Origin of the sequence: Nostoc sp. DedSLP04, from assembly GCF_034530775.1 — a bacterium.
GTDB lineage: Bacteria > Cyanobacteriota > Cyanobacteriia > Cyanobacteriales > Nostocaceae > Nostoc.
Genome location: NZ_JAVRCL010000102.1, coordinates 1 through 17,097 on the forward strand (window position 1 = coordinate 1; position 17,097 = coordinate 17,097).

General features: G+C 42.0%; 16 protein-coding genes, 1 pseudogene and 2 riboswitches. Of the genes and pseudogenes, 9 read left to right on the forward strand and 8 right to left on the reverse strand.

The features are described from left to right. Positions 1 to 272 precede the first annotated feature (272 nt). A riboswitch (cobalamin riboswitch) is annotated at positions 273 to 423 on the reverse strand. Between the two features lie 587 nt (positions 424 to 1,010). The 3 genes from RMX89_RS32960 to RMX89_RS32970 all read left to right on the forward strand — a co-directional run bounded on the left by RMX89_RS32960 (position 1,011) and on the right by RMX89_RS32970 (position 4,542). Further along, complete coding sequence (locus RMX89_RS32960; RefSeq protein ID WP_322691919.1) at positions 1,011 to 2,069, forward strand: chlorophyll a/b binding light-harvesting protein; 1,059 nt, start codon at positions 1,011 to 1,013, stop codon at positions 2,067 to 2,069. Between the two features lie 82 nt (positions 2,070 to 2,151). Then, on the forward strand, positions 2,152 to 3,672 hold the full coding sequence (locus tag RMX89_RS32965; protein ID WP_322691920.1) for a chlorophyll a/b binding light-harvesting protein: 1,521 nt from the start codon (positions 2,152 to 2,154) through the stop codon (positions 3,670 to 3,672). 138 nt (positions 3,673 to 3,810) lie between these two features. Beyond that, entirely contained in the window at positions 3,811 to 4,542 is a 732-nt protein-coding gene (locus RMX89_RS32970; RefSeq protein ID WP_322691921.1) for an alpha/beta hydrolase, read from the forward strand. A gap of 290 nt (positions 4,543 to 4,832) precedes the next feature. On the opposite strand, the gene RMX89_RS32975 is transcribed toward RMX89_RS32970, so the two are convergent. The 7 genes from RMX89_RS32975 to RMX89_RS33005 form a co-directional block, all read right to left on the reverse strand. Beyond that, the gene (locus RMX89_RS32975; RefSeq protein WP_322691922.1) at positions 4,833 to 4,976 is read right to left on the reverse strand and encodes a hypothetical protein; all 144 of its coding nucleotides are present in this window, start codon (positions 4,974 to 4,976) and stop codon (positions 4,833 to 4,835) included. A gap of 623 nt (positions 4,977 to 5,599) precedes the next feature. After that, the gene (locus tag RMX89_RS32980; protein ID WP_322691923.1) at positions 5,600 to 6,055 is read right to left on the reverse strand and encodes a hypothetical protein; all 456 of its coding nucleotides are present in this window, start codon (positions 6,053 to 6,055) and stop codon (positions 5,600 to 5,602) included. Between the two features lie 5 nt (positions 6,056 to 6,060). Next, on the reverse strand, positions 6,061 to 6,921 hold the full coding sequence (locus tag RMX89_RS32985; protein WP_322691924.1) for a class I SAM-dependent DNA methyltransferase: 861 nt from the start codon (positions 6,919 to 6,921) through the stop codon (positions 6,061 to 6,063). Positions 6,922 to 6,939: 18 nt separating this feature from the next. After that, the gene (locus tag RMX89_RS32990; protein ID WP_322691925.1) at positions 6,940 to 7,404 is read right to left on the reverse strand and encodes a hypothetical protein; all 465 of its coding nucleotides are present in this window, start codon (positions 7,402 to 7,404) and stop codon (positions 6,940 to 6,942) included. Continuing rightward, positions 7,388 to 8,446 carry a cobalamin biosynthesis protein CobW gene (gene cobW / locus RMX89_RS32995; RefSeq protein WP_322691926.1) on the reverse strand — a complete coding sequence of 353 codons (1,059 nt, stop codon included), beginning with the start codon at positions 8,444 to 8,446 and terminating at the stop codon, positions 7,388 to 7,390. The genes RMX89_RS32990 and cobW overlap by 17 nt, the downstream gene beginning before the upstream one ends. Before the next feature lie 115 nt (positions 8,447 to 8,561). After that, complete coding sequence (locus RMX89_RS33000; protein ID WP_322691927.1) at positions 8,562 to 9,563, reverse strand: methyltransferase domain-containing protein; 1,002 nt, start codon at positions 9,561 to 9,563, stop codon at positions 8,562 to 8,564. A gap of 22 nt (positions 9,564 to 9,585) precedes the next feature. Then, the gene (locus tag RMX89_RS33005; RefSeq protein WP_322691928.1) at positions 9,586 to 9,840 is read right to left on the reverse strand and encodes a hypothetical protein; all 255 of its coding nucleotides are present in this window, start codon (positions 9,838 to 9,840) and stop codon (positions 9,586 to 9,588) included. Positions 9,841 to 10,212: 372 nt separating this feature from the next. Next, positions 10,213 to 10,361: riboswitch (cobalamin riboswitch) on the reverse strand. Positions 10,362 to 10,724: 363 nt separating this feature from the next. Here RMX89_RS33005 and RMX89_RS33010 point away from each other — a divergent pair. Together RMX89_RS33010 and RMX89_RS33015 are read left to right on the forward strand one after the other, a co-directional pair. Further along, positions 10,725 to 11,691 (forward strand): annotated as a pseudogene (locus RMX89_RS33010) (DUF4351 domain-containing protein). 82 nt (positions 11,692 to 11,773) lie between these two features. Further along, on the forward strand, positions 11,774 to 14,029 hold the full coding sequence (locus tag RMX89_RS33015; protein WP_322691929.1) for a ribonucleoside-diphosphate reductase subunit alpha: 2,256 nt from the start codon (positions 11,774 to 11,776) through the stop codon (positions 14,027 to 14,029). Positions 14,030 to 14,057: 28 nt separating this feature from the next. Here RMX89_RS33015 and RMX89_RS33020 read toward each other — a convergent pair whose 3' ends face one another. After that, positions 14,058 to 14,426 carry a four helix bundle protein gene (locus RMX89_RS33020; RefSeq protein ID WP_322691930.1) on the reverse strand — a complete coding sequence of 123 codons (369 nt, stop codon included), beginning with the start codon at positions 14,424 to 14,426 and terminating at the stop codon, positions 14,058 to 14,060. A gap of 103 nt (positions 14,427 to 14,529) precedes the next feature. Between RMX89_RS33020 and RMX89_RS33025 the strand changes: the two genes are divergently transcribed. The 4 genes from RMX89_RS33025 (at position 14,530) to RMX89_RS33040 (ending at position 16,944) form a co-directional block, all read left to right on the forward strand. Continuing rightward, a complete protein-coding gene (locus RMX89_RS33025) occupies positions 14,530 to 15,564 on the forward strand; it encodes a ribonucleotide-diphosphate reductase subunit beta (RefSeq protein WP_322691931.1) in 1,035 nt (344 codons plus the stop codon). A 213-nt stretch (positions 15,565 to 15,777) separates the two neighbouring features. Continuing rightward, positions 15,778 to 16,008 (forward strand): DUF433 domain-containing protein, encoded by a 231-nt coding sequence (locus RMX89_RS33030; protein WP_106368350.1) that lies wholly within the window; start codon positions 15,778 to 15,780, stop codon positions 16,006 to 16,008. Beyond that, positions 16,005 to 16,337 carry a DUF5615 family PIN-like protein gene (locus tag RMX89_RS33035; RefSeq protein ID WP_322691932.1) on the forward strand — a complete coding sequence of 111 codons (333 nt, stop codon included), beginning with the start codon at positions 16,005 to 16,007 and terminating at the stop codon, positions 16,335 to 16,337. Before RMX89_RS33030 ends, RMX89_RS33035 begins: the two co-directional genes overlap by 4 nt. A 160-nt stretch (positions 16,338 to 16,497) precedes the next feature. After that, positions 16,498 to 16,944 carry a hypothetical protein gene (locus RMX89_RS33040; protein WP_322691933.1) on the forward strand — a complete coding sequence of 149 codons (447 nt, stop codon included), beginning with the start codon at positions 16,498 to 16,500 and terminating at the stop codon, positions 16,942 to 16,944. Positions 16,945 to 17,097: the final 153 nt, after the last annotated feature.

Consider the following 17,097-nt stretch of genomic DNA (forward strand, 5'->3'; position numbering starts at 1 on the left):
TTTTATTTCTGTATCATTTTTCCATAACTTTTGTTTTAAGGACATGTCTATTACTAAACCTAAATCATGGTGGATACTATTTGGATAGCAAAAAATACCTTGTGGTATTCCTTATGAATACCCAAATTCTTACAGAACAACCCAAAATTGGGTGTCGTTACTAACAGCGAAGCGAATTAGTAAAACTTGCAGAGGGTACTGGATTAAAACAGTATCTATACCCATGAAATTTATTAATCAAATGTATCATCTGTGCCTCGCAGATAAATGTTTTGTGTCTAGAGTGAGTCGGCGGGCATTCTGACTTTGAGACACGTTCTATTCGTCTCATTACAGCTGCGGGACAGCGCCGGATTTACACCGAACTTTCCCCCTTGCGCCTGATGGCTGCTCACCATCAGAACCGACAGTTATGTGTCACATTACCATAGTTATTATATATATGTAAATTCAGTCGATAACAATTTTGATTCTCTATATCACTTACTAGACATGGAATTATACTTGTGCTACAGATAACACGCGTAAAGTAAATCCCCTAACTGTTAGTAAAGGGGACTTTGGGGACATTGTAGATTTAATTTCGTCAGGTGTCTTACGTTCCTAACGTATTTTTGGGGAGGTTATAAAACAGAAGTTTTGCATTTCCTTTAATCTACATTCATTAAGGTGACTGAGTTAATTTTGGTTGGTCTAAGTATGTATATACCAACTGAGAAACTTGACGAACAAAATCCCTCCCTCTAGTGTCGAATGGCACTAAGAAAAGCTGAAACACTTATGGGTTAAGCACTTTGTAATAGTCTGGATATGATTTTCAGACGACGCATGGCGGCAAAATGCGCCTTGGCTACTTTTACCCCAAGTAGGAGCAGAAATTTCCTGGTTCTGGTGAGCTGTTTGTGACCATCTTTCCCAATCCTTAATGAAAATCTATTTCATTAATTTAAATTTTAGTGTAAGCTATTTTCTAAACTTATTGAGTTTAATTCTCAACAAATAGAAAAGAAATGACAACTTCTACAAGTCCGCTGTCGGTGGAGCAAGACCTTACCGACTCGCCTTGGTGGGCTGGTAACGCCAGACTCACTAGCTTATCGGGGAAATTACTAGGCGCTCACGTCGCTCATTCTGGTCTGATCGTTTTCTGGGCAGGAGCAATGACTTTATTTGAGCTAGCCCACTTTAATCCGGCAGAACCGATGTACACACAAGGCTTAATTTTGCTACCTCACCTAGCTACTGAAGGTTGGGGTGTTGGTTCAAATGGTGCAGTTGTGGATACTTATCCCTATTTCGTAATTGGAGCTTTGCATCTGATTTCCTCAGCCTTTCTGGGCTTTGGAGGAATCTTTCATTCCCTGCGTGGGCCTGAAAAATTAGAGGGCAGAGTACCCTTCTTCGGCTACGACTGGTCAGATACGGGCAAAATGACCACAATCCTTGGTATTCATCTGGTTTTACTAGGTTGTGGTGCATTCTTGTTAGTCGCCAAAGCAATGTACTTTGGTGGCTTGTATGACCCAAATGTGGAAAATGTCAGGTTAGTTACAAATCCCACACTGAATCCAGGAGTGATTTTTGGCTATCTGTTTGGGGCAATTAGTAAATTCTGGATTGCTGGCGTTGACAACCTCGAAGACGTGGTTGGCGGTCACATTTGGGTTGGTGCGATATTGATTTTCGGTGGACTTTTCCACATTGTGACTAAGCCCTTTACCTGGACGCATCCAATATTTGTTTGGTCTGGAGAAGCTTACCTATCTTATAGTCTGGGCGCTTTAGCACTGATGGGCTTTATTGCAACTCTCTACGTATCAGTAAACACCACTGTTTATCCCGAAGTTTTTTATGGCCCGGCACTTGTGGTTAGGCAGAATATCGTGCCGTACTTTTCATCACCTGACCCTGACCTTGTAACTGCTCGGACTTGGTTAGCTAATGCTCACTTTTGGTTAGCTTTCTTCTTTCTCCAAGGTCATATCTGGCACGCCTTGCGGGCACGTGGGTTCGATTTTCGCAAAGGTAGGGTGAGTCAAGAGGCAGTAATTCCACAACCGATTAGCTGATTTGAAGTTAATGCAAATTATTTGCAACTTCTCCTAAGCATTCACTAAATTTAGTTGCAAAAATTCTTAAGGAGTACCAAAAATGACAGCAGTAATTGAAGATAGCCCATACAAGCAACAAATACCTGATGTTGGCTGGTGGGCTGGAAATTTTCGTCTTACTAATCTATCGGGCAAATTACTAGGCGCTCATGTTGCCCATTCTGCATTGATTTTGTTATGGGCTGGAGGGATGACGCTGTTTGAACTGTCGCGCTTCAATCCTAATGTGCCAATGTATGAGCAAGGGTTAATCATACTGCCTCATCTAGCGACTCTAGGTCTTGGAGTTGGTGCTGGTGGGCAAGTCATTAGCACCTATCCCTACTTTGTAATCAGCGTCTTGCACCTTATCCCTTCAGTTATTCTGGCAGCCGGTGGTATTTACCATTCCCTGCTGGGGCCAGAGGTTTTAGAAGACAATCCGACTTGGGCTGGCTTTTTTGGCTATGACTGGAAAGATAAGGACAAGATGACAACAATCTTGGGCATTCACCTGACACTTTTAGGTTTGGGTGCTTTGGCTTTAGTTGCTAAAGCGATGTTTTGGGGTGGACTGTTTGACCCCTGGGCAGCTGGCGGTGGAGACGTAAGGGTAATCAATCATCCCACGCTCAACCCATTCCGCATCTTTGGCTACCTGTTTGGAGTTTGGGGATCAGACGGAATGGCAGCTGTCGATAACTTAGAAGATGTTGTCGGTGGTCACATTTGGGTTGGTTTGATGTTAATTGGCGGTGGCATTTTCCACATTTTGACTCAACCATTTGCCTGGGCGCGACGAGTTTTGATTTACTCAGGGGAAGCGTATCTGTCTTACAGCATTGGTGCTGTAGCATACATGGGCTTCTTGGCGGCATACTTTGCGTCAGTCAATAACACCGTCTATCCTGAAGTTTTCTATGGTCCGGTTAAAGTTATAGAAACTTCTGCTGGTATAGTTTCTAGCCGTGGTTGGTTGGTAACTTTCCATTTTGTTTTAGCGCTCATATTCCTGCTAGGTCACATTTGGCACGCGCTGCGCGCCCGGGCGATCGCAGGCGGATTTGATTTTAAAAATGGTGACATGGTTCAACCACCACAGGTGAATCGCCAAAATAATCAAGCAAGGTTAGTCAACTCTTCTGATTTGACGCTAAAGTTTCTCAAATACTTGCCAATTTACCGCCCTGGTATCTCTCCTCTTTCACGGGGATTGGAAATTGGCATGGCTCATGGTTACTGGTTAGTTGGTCCGTTTGTCACATTAGCTTCATTAGGTTCATTACGCAATTCTAATGTGGGTAATTTAGTTGGCTTACTGGCCGCAGGCAGTTTGATTGTTATCCTGACAATTGGTTTTTCGATTTATGGCACTACCACTTTTGTCAGACAGCAAGAAGCCTATCCACGACCAATAACGGTTGCAATAGTTCCCAAAGTGCCACAGACTCTCAATTCTACTGAAAAATGGAGTCAATTTACTGAGGGTTTTCTGATTGGTGGGATTGGTGGAGCAATTTTCGCTTATCTGCTATTGACTAGTGTTGCTGTATTTAGTGCGATCGCTATCAACTCATTTTAAAGAAAAGACTGTGTAACTCAACAAAGGATTTGGTTTGTAGTCCTAACGGCGTTAGTAATCAGCGATTAGTAGTTAGTCGAACTTACTGACTACTAATCGTTAATCCCAGTACTCATAATTTTTGGGAAGGAAATTTTAATGTCTAAGAAGCTAAATGCCCTGTGGTTAAATACAAGTCCTAGTTTGCAATACTTTGCTGAACCGCTCTTGTGTCAGATGTCACACTCAGCGAGAATGCAACAGTGGGAATATTATCAAAGTCAAGATGAGCCGAGTTCTCTAGATGTAGCTATTTTCCGGCTCCATTACTATCTCAAATCCTGCAATCGAAGAGTTCATCTTATCGGTCATGGCACTGGAGGATTACTAGGGCTAGTCTATGCCCGTTTATATCCAGCAGACATCAAGTCTTTAACGTTGTTAGCTGTGGGTGTTGATCCAGGCGTTGATTGGCAGGCTCATTACTATGTCCATTGCCAGCATTTAAGTCGCCAAAAGACTCTGACGACGATGGTTTACAACTTGTTTGGCTATCACAATGAACACACTATCAACCGTTTAGTAAAGCTGTTGAGGCGCGACTTAGATTGCTCTCTCTCACCGAACTCTCTGTTTCAACGACTGAGTCTGCCTCCAGATTCAGTCCCAGTACCCTTAATGGTTTGTGGTAGCTTGAACGACATTGTTGTAGAATACGATGCTCTGCAAGGATGGCAACCGTATTTGAAAGAGGGCGATCGCCTATGGTCGTGTTCAGAAGGAGGACATTTTTTTCACTTCTTCCAGCCTCAGCTGGTGGGAGAACAAATCCTTAACTTTTGGGAATCTTTACAGCAGTCGAATTCACTTTGTTCCAGTCTGAAACTTTAAACAAAATTTCTTAGTTAATTGACGATGAATTAAGGGTAAATAATGCTGCAACTGTTTATCAGTGAAATCATCAAGCGAAGCGCATTTCCTCTCTATTGCTTTTGCACTTGGTCATTATTAGGTCTATTTCTTTGGAGTCTCTGGAAGGCCGCTCAAGATGCTGCTGTTCGACTTCGTAGGCTACATCAAATTCCTTGCAATCGCTGCGCTTTTTTCACAGGAGATTATCGCCTTAAATGCACAGTGCATCCAGTAAAAGCACTAACAGAAGAGGCGCTAAACTGTTCTGATTATGAACCGGCTACTTTTGTTCCCAAGGTCTGCTCGAAACGTTGCCAGCAATCTAGGTGGTCTACTGGCAAAAATGCCACAGTCTGTCCTAACAGCACTAAGAGGTTTTTGTTTTGAGCAAATGGCATACCTGTATTTATCACTTTTGACTCGAATTAGTCTTGGAAGATGGTGCAGAATATTGGTAGTACTCTGCACCATCAAAAAAATAACGCCCCAAATATAGACAGACAAAGACTTTCAGCTTTAGCGTACAATTTTCCCGTTTTGGCACGATGATGCCCATTTGAACCCCTCTAATTTTTAGAACCTGAAACTCTTGTGGCTACGTGACAAAAACCTGTGCCAGATAACTTAGACTTTTACTGGTACAGCCAAAATAAGCTTTTTCTCCGTTTTTTGGTACTAAGAGAGATTTTATTTCTGTAACTCTTTCACAGCAAGGTTTTTCAGCGTTGCGTGGCGGTAAAATGTGTCTTCGCTATTTTTACCCCATCAAAATTAGATTTTAATTATCTCATCAATAAATATCAATATATCCAGCAGTAATCATGAGAGTTTATTAATGATTTTTTACATTTACTCAAGAGCATTCATTAATTATAAATACATGGAAATTGGGTAAATAGATGAAATCTAATTACCCAGTATTAGGATCAATAATTTTGAAGTTTTTAAGATTGGGGTTTTTGAAGCTTGAACTTTGCTATGAAAGCTCTATAAATCGCAATTTACAGAAAGCTAATTTTTTTATTTTAGATGAGTCTCATTGTGTTTTTACTTTTATTGAGAGGGTGTGCTGAGGTTGGAATTCTGTCCATTCTTTGCATACAGTTTGGTAACATTGGGGTGGTGTAATTGGTAATTTAGTTAAATAGAAAAACCCAGCTTGATGACCATACTCCAACAAAAATACTACATCTTTTTGGGGATTATACTTATCTACAGCTTCGAGAATATGAGCATTCATGAAGTGTTTTTGTAATAGTACGGTATCGGGTGATGCTAACCAAGCATTTAAGAAAGCTGCAAGATTTTTACGCGGGATAAAATGCGCTTTAAATGTTTCGCCAGCCATACTTAAATGCGGAGAATTGGTGCTGCAAATCACGACACCACGGTCTCCTCCTAAATAACCGACCCAAGCGTTGTAACCAATTGCTAATATATTGGTGGCGATAAAAGCTTGTTGCCAATCTTGGGTGTTTATTTCTGGGGTCATTTCGATTAAACTCCTTTTGATAACTGCCAGAGTTGAACTTCATAACATAAATAGCTCTCAAAAATTGCGCGTGCTGCTAATCCCTCGACAACTAACTTTTCTAGCCAGCGCTTAAATGCCCAACGACCGAGTGAGTATAATGGTGGGAGTGCGATCGCCACAACATCAGCAATATATTTAACTGTAGTCAGCCCAAAAGTACGGAAGTTATCAACACACAAGTCAATCGTTGGTGCAACTTGAGTGGAGATGTCCTCAGTCTTAATTAACTTGAATCCAGTCTGTATCAACGCGGTTTGAAGCTCACTGGCGATATGACAATTAGAAAAAATACCTTCTTGGTATTCGGCATCGAAACGCATCATGTCTGCAAGCAGCAGGTAGCCACCATTACTTAATAAACGAGCCGCACCTTGAGCTAAATCGAGAGCAGCAATATATTGGCTGCTTTCACTGAACAGAATTAAGTCGTAGGAGTATGATTTGTGAAAATCTTCAAATCTCGTTAAGTAAAAAGGTACTTGACCGTTGGTATTTTGAATAAATCTCTCTTGCTGGAGTGCGTCGGGTGCTAATCCCTCAACACTGAAACCGCGTGAGCACAAATATGCTGCATTACCACCAATCCCGCAGCCTACGTCAAGCACAGTTTTTATCCCTTGTGGGATAAAACTCAAAAGTTTGGCTGCATAGCTTTCCTGCGCCACACGCAGACGAGTTAGAGTTAATTCTTCACCATGAGTAGGTAGTGGTTCCCAATACCCGTAATGGAGATAGTCGGAATTTGTGAGTCCCATGTAATAATCTATCGCTGCATTTTGGTAGCGAGTTGCTTTGGGAATATTGCTTGATTTTGGCTTGAGCATTGAGGACTAAAGTAAGTATTAGGGCATTAAGCTTGGTTTAAATTCTGACCATCGCTTGCAAACTTGTTCGTAGCAATCGGGTGGAGTAATTTTTAGTTGGTGTAAAAAATTAACCTCAATCTGAGGTTCAGCCTTTAGCACCAGAAGAATATCTTGATAGGGATTGTATGTTGCGATCGCGGGGGAAATTGATGAAATCATCGATGAGCAGATTGATTGTGATATAAATCCGCAATCTTGAAACGAACGTAAGTAAAACCCAATCAAATCGGAGGGTAGAAATTGCAGGGTGAAGGGAACTATATCAAGACTTGTATTTGTAGGGTGAGTAACTTTAGTATCCACATCACAAATAACAACTCCCCGCCCAAATGACTGAAATCCTTTCCATCCTGTGTAACCGATTACCAGGAGATTATTATGGATAAAGTTGTTTTGCCAGTAGCCAAAATTTCCTTGCCAAACACTATTGGATGGTCGCATTGACTTCCTCCCCCAACACCAATGATTCAATGCGAACCTGCTCAAGCTCTCGTCCAATCAACACTAATCGCGTTTGACGGGGTTCGTGGGGTTGCCAAGTCCGATCGTAAAAATAGTCAAATCGATTACCGACACCCTGTAATACTAGACGCATGGCTTTGTTCGGAACTGCTACAAATCCCTTAATTCGATAAATTTCTTGCTGTTGCACCAATGTTTGCAAGCGTTTGACTAAGACAGACGGCTCAAATGCTTGGTCTAAAAGTAGTTGTACTGCATTAATCCCTTCATCATGTTCGTGTTCAGCTTCGTTGTCGTGGTGACTGGGACGACTATCTAAGTTGTCTTCTACCGCAGCGTTGAAACCAAGCAACACATCGCCACTGATTTTACCATCCTGACAAGGAATGACTTTTACACCAGGGGATAAGTTCTGCTTTAGCCATTCTTGCACCCTAACTTGCGTTTTTTCATCAACGCGATCGCTCTTAGTCAGCAATACTAGATCAGCACAAGCCAGCTGATCTTCAAACAGTTCCTCAATAGGTGTTTCGTGTTCTAGGCTAGAGTCGGCTTGTCGTTGTGCTAAGAGGGCTGCTAAATCGCCTACATATTGATTAGTTGCTAAAGCTTCACAGTCCACCACAGTAATTACGCTGTCCACTGTAGCGCCTGTGCGAATCTCCGGCCAGCGAAATGCTTGCACTAATGGTTTTGGTAGTGCTAGTCCAGAGGTTTCAATTAACATACAGTCAAGGCGATCGCGTCGTTGAAGTAATTCTTGCATCGCGGGGAGGAATTCCTCTTGCACCGTACAGCACAGACAACCGTTGGTGAGTTCAACAATATTACTGTTGGAATCTTCTTCATCGTCACAAACTCGGCAATCACGCAAAAGTTCGCCATCAATTCCGATTTCCCCAAATTCATTTACCAAAACAGCAATGCGTCGTCCCTCATTGTTTTGCAGTAAATGGCGAATTAACGTCGTTTTTCCTGCGCCGAGAAATCCTGTAATTACTGTGACGGGAATTTTTTGCATATAAAGTGTGTCGTTTGTTGATTAATCTTGCGATCGCAAGAAAAAAGTTTTAACCGCAGATATCATGCAATGTTGCCAGCGTTAAAATCCAAATATTCATCACTAATTGCGATCACTACCTAATCAAGCTTGAGGGATTTTGGTTGGCAAAGTTTCTGTCCATCAATTCTGTGCGTGAGTTTGCCCGCACAGCGCGGAACATTCCAAATCGACACAACCCTGCACCAAACGCCAAACGCATTAGTAAAAGCGTCGGTACTTCGCGCACAGACTTGACAAAACCAGACAGTCCAAAACGCACCAATCCCTCTGGTCGAGCCACTCCTTGCCAAATCGAATCGAACCAAGAAGGAAGGGTTTCTTGAGTCCAGTCTGCCGTAATTACCTCCCCATCAACTAATTCTGTCCCCGCCAAAAGCTCAGAAAAGCCTTCAATACTGGAAAAAGCTGGATGAGACCACTGCTCGATCAGTTGCCGCATTACTGATTTCTCCCAAAAATTTAGCGGCTTTTGGCGGTCATCCCTCTGATTCCAGTCAGCTACAACCAACACTCCACCAGGCTTTAGCACCCGCATTAATTCTCTGGCAAAAACGGTTTTATCTGGCATGTGGGGGCCTGCTTCAATCGACCAGACTACATCAAAACTGGCATCTGTAAACGACAATGCCATTGCATCATCGACCGCAAACTGGACGTTTAGCCCAAGGGGTGTTAACTCCTGGGCACGCTTTACCTGCTGTGGGCTAATCGTAATCCCTGTGACAGCAAACCCATAATCCCGCGCTAAAATCCGGCTGCTACCCCCAATCCCACAGCCAACATCTAAGACAGTAGTACCAGGAGGTAATTTTTTTATTCCACCCCATTTCACCATTTCATGGACAAAATCAGATTTAGCAGCTAAAAAATCCTTACTTCGCGGTGGCGAACCGTAGTGACCGAGGTGAATGTGTTCCCCCCAATAAAACTCTACAATGCCGTCAAGTGTCCATTGATCGTAGGAATTGGCGACTGTGGTTGAGGATTGATACTTGCGGGCAGTCAGGAGATAAGCCGCAATTCCAATCACTAAAAGCACAAAAAAACCAATTATAAAATATAATAAAGTTGACATTTTTTTGAACGCTCCTGTACACCTATTTGAGTCGATCTAACGGTTTGCTCATTGCTGCTCGTCCCGAATTAGACGCGCGATATCTTAACCGCCCAAGGTCGGCAATCGCAATATAAATCATCCGATACATCGACATTGCAATGTTTTGAACATCTTGAATAATTTTCCCTTGCAGTAGACTGGGCTTGTATTTGCCTTGAGGGAGAGCCGTTTGTTTGACAAAGGGATGAATAGCAGTAGGAATCTTCCCAGTTCGGTGAAGATAGAATTTCGGCATGATAATTAACCGAGTAAGAATTTAGTAACTTAGCAATTTCTATGCGTGATTGGGAAAGTATTTGTTCAGTATTGTCACAGGGGTATGTACGTCATACACGCCATTTCTTACCTGTTTTGAACAACTTCTATCTGTTAGTTAATACAGAGTTTTTTTGTTGCTGTGACTATATTTCAAGCGATACTCTCATCGGGAGTGGCTGATAGCGATCGCTGCATATAAAGACACAACTTGTATCGGAAATTAATCGCTTACCCTCTCATAGAAAGTCGTAATCTGTAGCGTCTTGATATGTGGGGCTATAAGAACGTAAAGCTGAGTAGTTGTAGAAATCTTCATAAAAATACTTATCTGTGCCTCGCAGATGTACAAAATTTATAAGTCACCTTCGGCGGGCATTCTGACTCACAAGGCTTGCATAGCCTTGATTACAGCTGCGGGACAGCGCCGGATTTACACCGGACTTTCCCCCTTTCCTCTAGTGGCTGTTCCCCACTAGAACCGAGATTCATCTGAATACTAACACAACTGTGATTTGCTTGCATAAAAATCAATGGTCGATCTATACTGGCATTCGTCATTAATCGGGGCAAGTCTCATTCTTTACCAAAACTTGCTCTGGATTTTTAGTGGGCAATTCTTATAGAAATTTTTCAACCTAACAAACTTTTTCGGGTTGCCAGCGTTTGCTGACATAGCGCTGGCATTGTCCCACAGACCATTTTCAGGACTTACGTAAAAATTGTTAAAAAGCTTAATTTATCGTTCGCGAAACTCATACCGAACCGCTTTCTCGTTGGCGAAGCCTAAAAAGAGAAAAGTTAGCAAATTGGGCGTAAGTCCGAAATTTTTTATTTGTCAGTCCACCATCTACCAATCAACTGATGACTGAGGAACTTGAAAGAGCAAATAATGATAGTCCGTGGAAAGAAATTTTAGAAGCTTACTTCCCCCAAGGAATGCAATTTTTCTTCCCCCAAACAGCAGCATTAATTAATTGGGAACGTCCCCACGAATTTCTCGATAAGGAATTTCAGCAAATAGCTCGTGAAGGAGAACTTGGTAGGCGATATGCAGATAAATTAGTCAAAGTATGGCAAATTCAAGGATAAAGAAATTTGGCTATTAATCCATGTAGAAATTCAGGCAAAATCAGAAGACATTTTTGCAGAAAGAATGTTTTCCTACAACCTACGAATTTTTGATAGATTTGCCAAACCTGCCATTAGTTTGGCGATTTTGTGCGATACTGACCTGACATGGCGACCAAATCAATATAGTTATAATTACCCCGATACCAGGCTTAACTTTGAATTTGGCATCGTCAAGCTATTAGATTATCAAAATAATTGGGCAGAATTAGAAGCCAGTGACAATCCATTTACAACCGTAGTCATGGCGCATTTGAAAACACAGCAAACAAGTAAAAAGCCAGGAGAACGTAAAACTTGGAAATTTAGCTTAATTCGCCGATTGTATGAATTAGGATTACAGGAAAGGGACATTCGTAACCTATACCGATTTATTGATTGGGTTATGATTTTACCAAAAGCCTTGGAAGCAGAATTTTGGCAAGAGTTTAAGCAATTTGAACAGGAGCGGACTATGAGCTACATTACCACAGGCGAACGCATTGGCTACGAGCGTGGGAAGGAAGAAGGAAAGCAGGAACAAGGACAAACTCTTGTAATACAGCAACTACAAAAACAGGTAGGGGAGTTACCTCAAGAGGTTCGGGAGCGCATTCAAACTCTTTCTTTAGAGCAATTAGAATCACTTGGTGAAGCTTTATTGGATTTTACAGCTATTGAAGATTTACTTAACTGGTTGTCAGCAAATCAAACAACATAGAAAATGTTTTTTTACCAAACCTAGTTAACAATTATTTTTCATTTTTGCAATTATTTTTCTACAATTCATCAACACATCTTGTATGCAAGCTTCATCCACACTTTTTGAGGACTCCACAACGGATATCTATGTTGTTTGTCGCGATGGTTCGACAACAGCGTTAGAAATTAATAAAATTCGCACAGTGGTTAATTGGGCTTGTTGCGGACTTTCAGCAAATTCTATTGCTCTAGAAGCACATCTGACAACCCGATTGCGTTCTGGAATTACCACAAGAGAAATTCAAGATAATTTAATTCGCTGTGCTTTGGATTTGTGTAGTCCTGAAGAACCTGATTGGCGCTATGTAGCAGGGCGATTACACATTTGGAGTTTGTGGAAAGAAATAACAGTTAGCCGTGGTTATCAGTACGGTTATTATGCTCGGACTGTACATTCCAAAGTTTTGTCAGGAGAATACGATCGCCGCATCTTAATCTACACGGACGCAGAATTAGAAATTGCCAACACTTGGATCAATCCTGACTGGGATGCCGACTATGATTATGCCGGAGCAGTATTACTGACGAAGCGATATCTTTTGGCGAATGAGCTACCACAGGAAGCATTTTTAACTTGTGCGTTATTGATTGCCTCCGTGGAAACACAAGAGTTTCGATTAACCTGGGCAAAGCAATTTTATGAAGCGATCGCCCGTCGTCAAATATCCTTAGCAACCCCCATTTTAGCGAACTTGCGGATTCCTAATGGTTCGCTAGCCAGTTGTTTCATTACGGCGATGGACGACAATTTAGAAAGCATTTTTGATGGTATTCATGATGCGGCTCGGATTTCCAAAAATGGTGGCGGTGTGGGCGTAAATCTGTCTCGCATTCGGGCTACTGGCAGTTGGGTGATGGGGAAGAAGAATGCCTCTGGTGGCGTGGTTCCCTGGATTAAGTTGTTGAATGATACAGCAATCGCAGTTAATCAAGGTGGACGCAGAGCAGGTGCTGTCACTGTCAGTCTGGATATTTGGCATTTGGACTTGCCCGAATTTTTGGAAATGCAAACAGAGAATGGGGACGGGCGACGCAAAGCTTATGACGTGTTCCCGCAACTGGTTGTCACTGACGAATTTATGCGGCGAGTAGCAGCAGATGAAGAATGGACGTTAGTTGATCCTTATGAGGTACGAACTCGTTTAGGCATTGAATTGGCAAAAGTTTGGGGTGAAGAATTTGAAAAGGCTTATCTTCAAATCGAAGCCAGTTTAGAAAGTGAGATTACACTTTACAAACGGGTGAATGCTCGTCTTTTACTCAAACAGGTGATGCGAACCCAGTTAGAAACCGGGATGCCTTACCTATGGTTTAAAGATACCGCGAACCGAGCTAATCCCAATCAGCATGAGGGCTATATTCCAGGTGGAAATCTGTGCCAAGAATCGTGGTCAAATGTGAAACCTGGAGAGGAGAGTCATACGTGTAATCTCGTAAGTATTAATCTCGCAAATTTAGAGGATGAGCAGCGAGCAGAGATTTGTCAGATTTCAGTACGTATACTAGATAACACTATTGAACTCACCTCAGCACCCTTTGCTGCCAGTGCCACTCATAACGCCAAATATCGCACAATTGGGGTAGGCTGTATGGGATTAGCCGACTGGTTAGCAAAACGTCGTCTCACTTATACCCATCTTCAGAAAATCAGCGATTTATTTGAAGACATCGGTTACTATTGCACCGCAGCATCGATGGAATTAGCGAAGGAACGGGGTGCGTATCCTGCTTTTGGGGGTAGTGAATGGAGCAAAGGACATTTAATCGGAGCAAAATCTGTGGAATGGTTTTTGCAACACGCTCTTCTTCCAGAACGTTTCGCAAAATTGAGTCAGGATATCAAACAACATGGTATTCGCAATTCACACATTACAGCGATCGCACCCAATACTTCTTCATCTTTAGTTCAGGGTTGTACAGCAAGTGTTTTACCCGTTTACAGCAAATTCTTTTATGAAAAGTGGGCAAAGGGTTCAGTACCCATCGCACCACCTTACATTCAGGATAATTTATGGTTCTATGTCGAAAATAAGACATTTGATCAGAAAAAAGTAGTGCGGGCGATCGCTACAATCCAACAATGGATTGATACAGGAATTTCAATGGAACTACTGTTTAATCTCAACGCTGGAGTTTATTTCCCCGACGAACCAGAGCGTTCTCTTACAGCTGTTGATATTTTTGAAACCCTAATGCTGGCTTGGGAATTGGGTTGTAAAGCAATTTACTATATTCGCACTGTACAGAAGGACAGTTTTAAAGAATCGAACGAGCAATGTGTTGCTTGTGCAAGCTAACTAGGGAGTAGGGAGTAGGGAGTAGGGATTAAGAAAGCTTTGCTTTCAAGGATTTTTGTAAACCTCGAAGCATTCGTTGTATTTCGTCAGTTTTGGTTAGGATTTCTTGGAGTTTAGGATTGGTTATGTATTCCAATTGTTCGGCTACAATGAGTTGGGTTTCAAGTTCCGCCAAAGAACTGAAAGCGATCGCAATAAATCGCAGGAATTCTTGTGTTGAATCTCTAGCATGACCTTCTGCCAAATTTGATGGGATCGACACCGCCGCCCGTTGCATTTGGCTACTCAAACCATATGTTTCAGACTTAGGAAAATCTCGTGTTAATAGATAAACTTGGTTGGTCAAGCTTATACCCAACTGCCAAACTTTCAAATCCCGATAACTATTAATTGTCATAGATGCTAAATCACTGTATGTATCTTTTTTAATCTTACTCTCTACTCCCCACTCCCTACTCCCTACTCCCTACTAAAAGATGTACCAACCAAGACAATCATTAATGCCGATTAATCCCGTTTTCAATCCGAACGGGAATGATGATACAGGAAACCGTTTGATATGGTTCGGGGAGACTACGAACTTAATGCAATTAAACGACGTTCGCTACTCGTGGGCTGTGTCTCTATACCGTCAAATGCGCGAGAACTTTTGGATTCCTGAAAAAATAGACATTACTCAGGATGTAACAGATTACGTCAATCTTACGCCTGGAGAACGACGTGGATTTGATGGCATCCTTAGTTATCTAACGTTTCTCGATTCAGTGCAAACCTGTAATGTGCCTCACATCAAAAACAGCGTTACTGCACCAGAAATTGCATTGTGTATGGCAGAACAAATTTCCCAAGAGGCGATGCACAATCAGTCTTATCAATACATCATTGAGACGGTGATTCCGAGCGATCGCCGTACACACGTCTATGATTTTTGGCGCAGCGATCGCATTCTCAAAGAACGATGCGAATTCATCGCTGGACTATACCAAAAGTATGTCGATAATCCGACACCAGAGAATTATTTCGTATCGTTGTTAGCAGATTATTTGTTGGAAGGGTTGTATTTCTACAATGGGTTTATATTTTTCTACAATCTGTCATCACGAATGCTCATGTCTGGGAGTGCCGATATCTTTAGAATGATTAACCGGGATGAACTCTCCCATGTGCGGCTGTATCAAAAATTGATTCCAGAAGCGATGCAAGTTTTCCCCCACAGCCGCGAACAAATTTATGAAATGTTTGCTCTAGCCGTCGAGCATGAATGCAAGTGGACAGGACATATTGTTGGAGATGATATTCTGGGGATTACGGCAAACAGTACAGAACAGTACACAAAATATCTGGCAAATGCTCGCTTGAAGGCGATCGGTTTAGAGCAATTATTTCCAGAAGCTACCTACAAGAAAAGCCCCTATGCTCACTTGGAGCGTTTTTCAGATACTAAGAAAGAAGCTCACACTAAGGCAAACTTCTTTGAGGCGAGTGTCACCAGTTACGTCATGTCCTCTAGCATTGAAGGTTGGGATGATTTCTAAAAGGGGGTCTAGCAACCCCAATGTACCCGACCGCCGAGAGATGATTTGTGAGGCGTTCGAGATTGTCTGCGTCGGGTGATTGGGAACGTTAAGTCGCTTAGTCTTAGGATGGTGGCAATCACCACTCTTTGAATTTTTGCTATGTTTAAACATGACCAAGGCATAATCTAAGATTGTGCCTTGGTCGAGAATACAATGTCGATAATTTCAACTATGAACTACCGAAACTACATTACGATCGAACCAAATAAACGCGGTGGTAAGCCTTGTGTACGCGGCTTGCGAATTACGGTTTATGAAGTGCTTGAGTACTTGGCTTCTGAGATGACCGAAGCAGAAATTCTCGACGATTTTCCCGATCTGACGCGAGAAGATTTAAAAGCTTGCATTGCTTATGCTGCTGACCGTGAGCGTCGGTTTATGACCGCTCCATTATCTGCATGAAATTACTTTTTGATGAAAACTTGTCACCTAAGTTACCAAGCCATTTGAGTGATCTTTTCCCAAATTCGCTTCACGTTCGAGATGTGGGCATGAAAGCAACGATCGACCCAATAGTTTGGGATTATGCAAAAAACAATAATTTGATGATTGTCTCAAAAGATGCAGATACGCACGACCTGAGCTTAGTATTTGGGAACCCACCCAAAGTTATTTGGCTTCGCGCTGGAAACTGTTCGACATTACAAGTTGAAAATTTGCTACGTCATAATTTTAACGCGATCGAGTTATTTTATGAAAATGAAAATTTATCGTTGCTTGCTTTATCATAATGCACCGATGGCTTTGGATCTCTTCCCAGGGTTTTTACAAATGGAGAAAACATAATGGCGATCGCCGCAAGTGTATGAAAGATATAGATGGCAAGATTTTTGGTCAAAATAATTGCTAACACGTTAGACTAGATCGCAGTTTTTACCATCGGAGAATTAGATGTCTAGTTCTTACCCTTACTATATAGTCTGGACAGGTGCGCTTCATCTTGGCGATACCCCAGGCGTATTCATGGATGCCCAGTATGCTGGATTACTTGTACAAATCCCTATCACAGTTACTTTTGTTTCTGAAAGAACAGATCCTATTGTTTTTGTAGTTACTACAACTGAAGTAGAGATTTTTGATAACAAGAAGCATCCCATTTACTGGGACTGGACACCAGGAACCCCTTTACCAACGCCTGTTGGATACATTGACGATCAAGATTTGATTACAGGACAACCTGAGAAACATTTGCTCTCCATACCGCAAAATTCTGCGGCTATAGGCAAACATTGGATTACAATCCAAGTTAATCCAGAGACTGCTGCTGGTCTGAGAGATGACTTTGTTCTCAGACGACTTGAAGCTCATGAATCTATTGGTGCAAAAATTGGTTGGTGATATTCGCACTTCTGCTGCTTAACAAGTTGTCATACCGGAAAGTATCAAGGCAATCACTTGAGTTCCAAAAGTTATCTGCGTCCGGTTAGCTCAATAGTTACCCCTCTTCTGTCACTTTCCGACATAAGCAAGTAGTAAATAACTGAAATTATC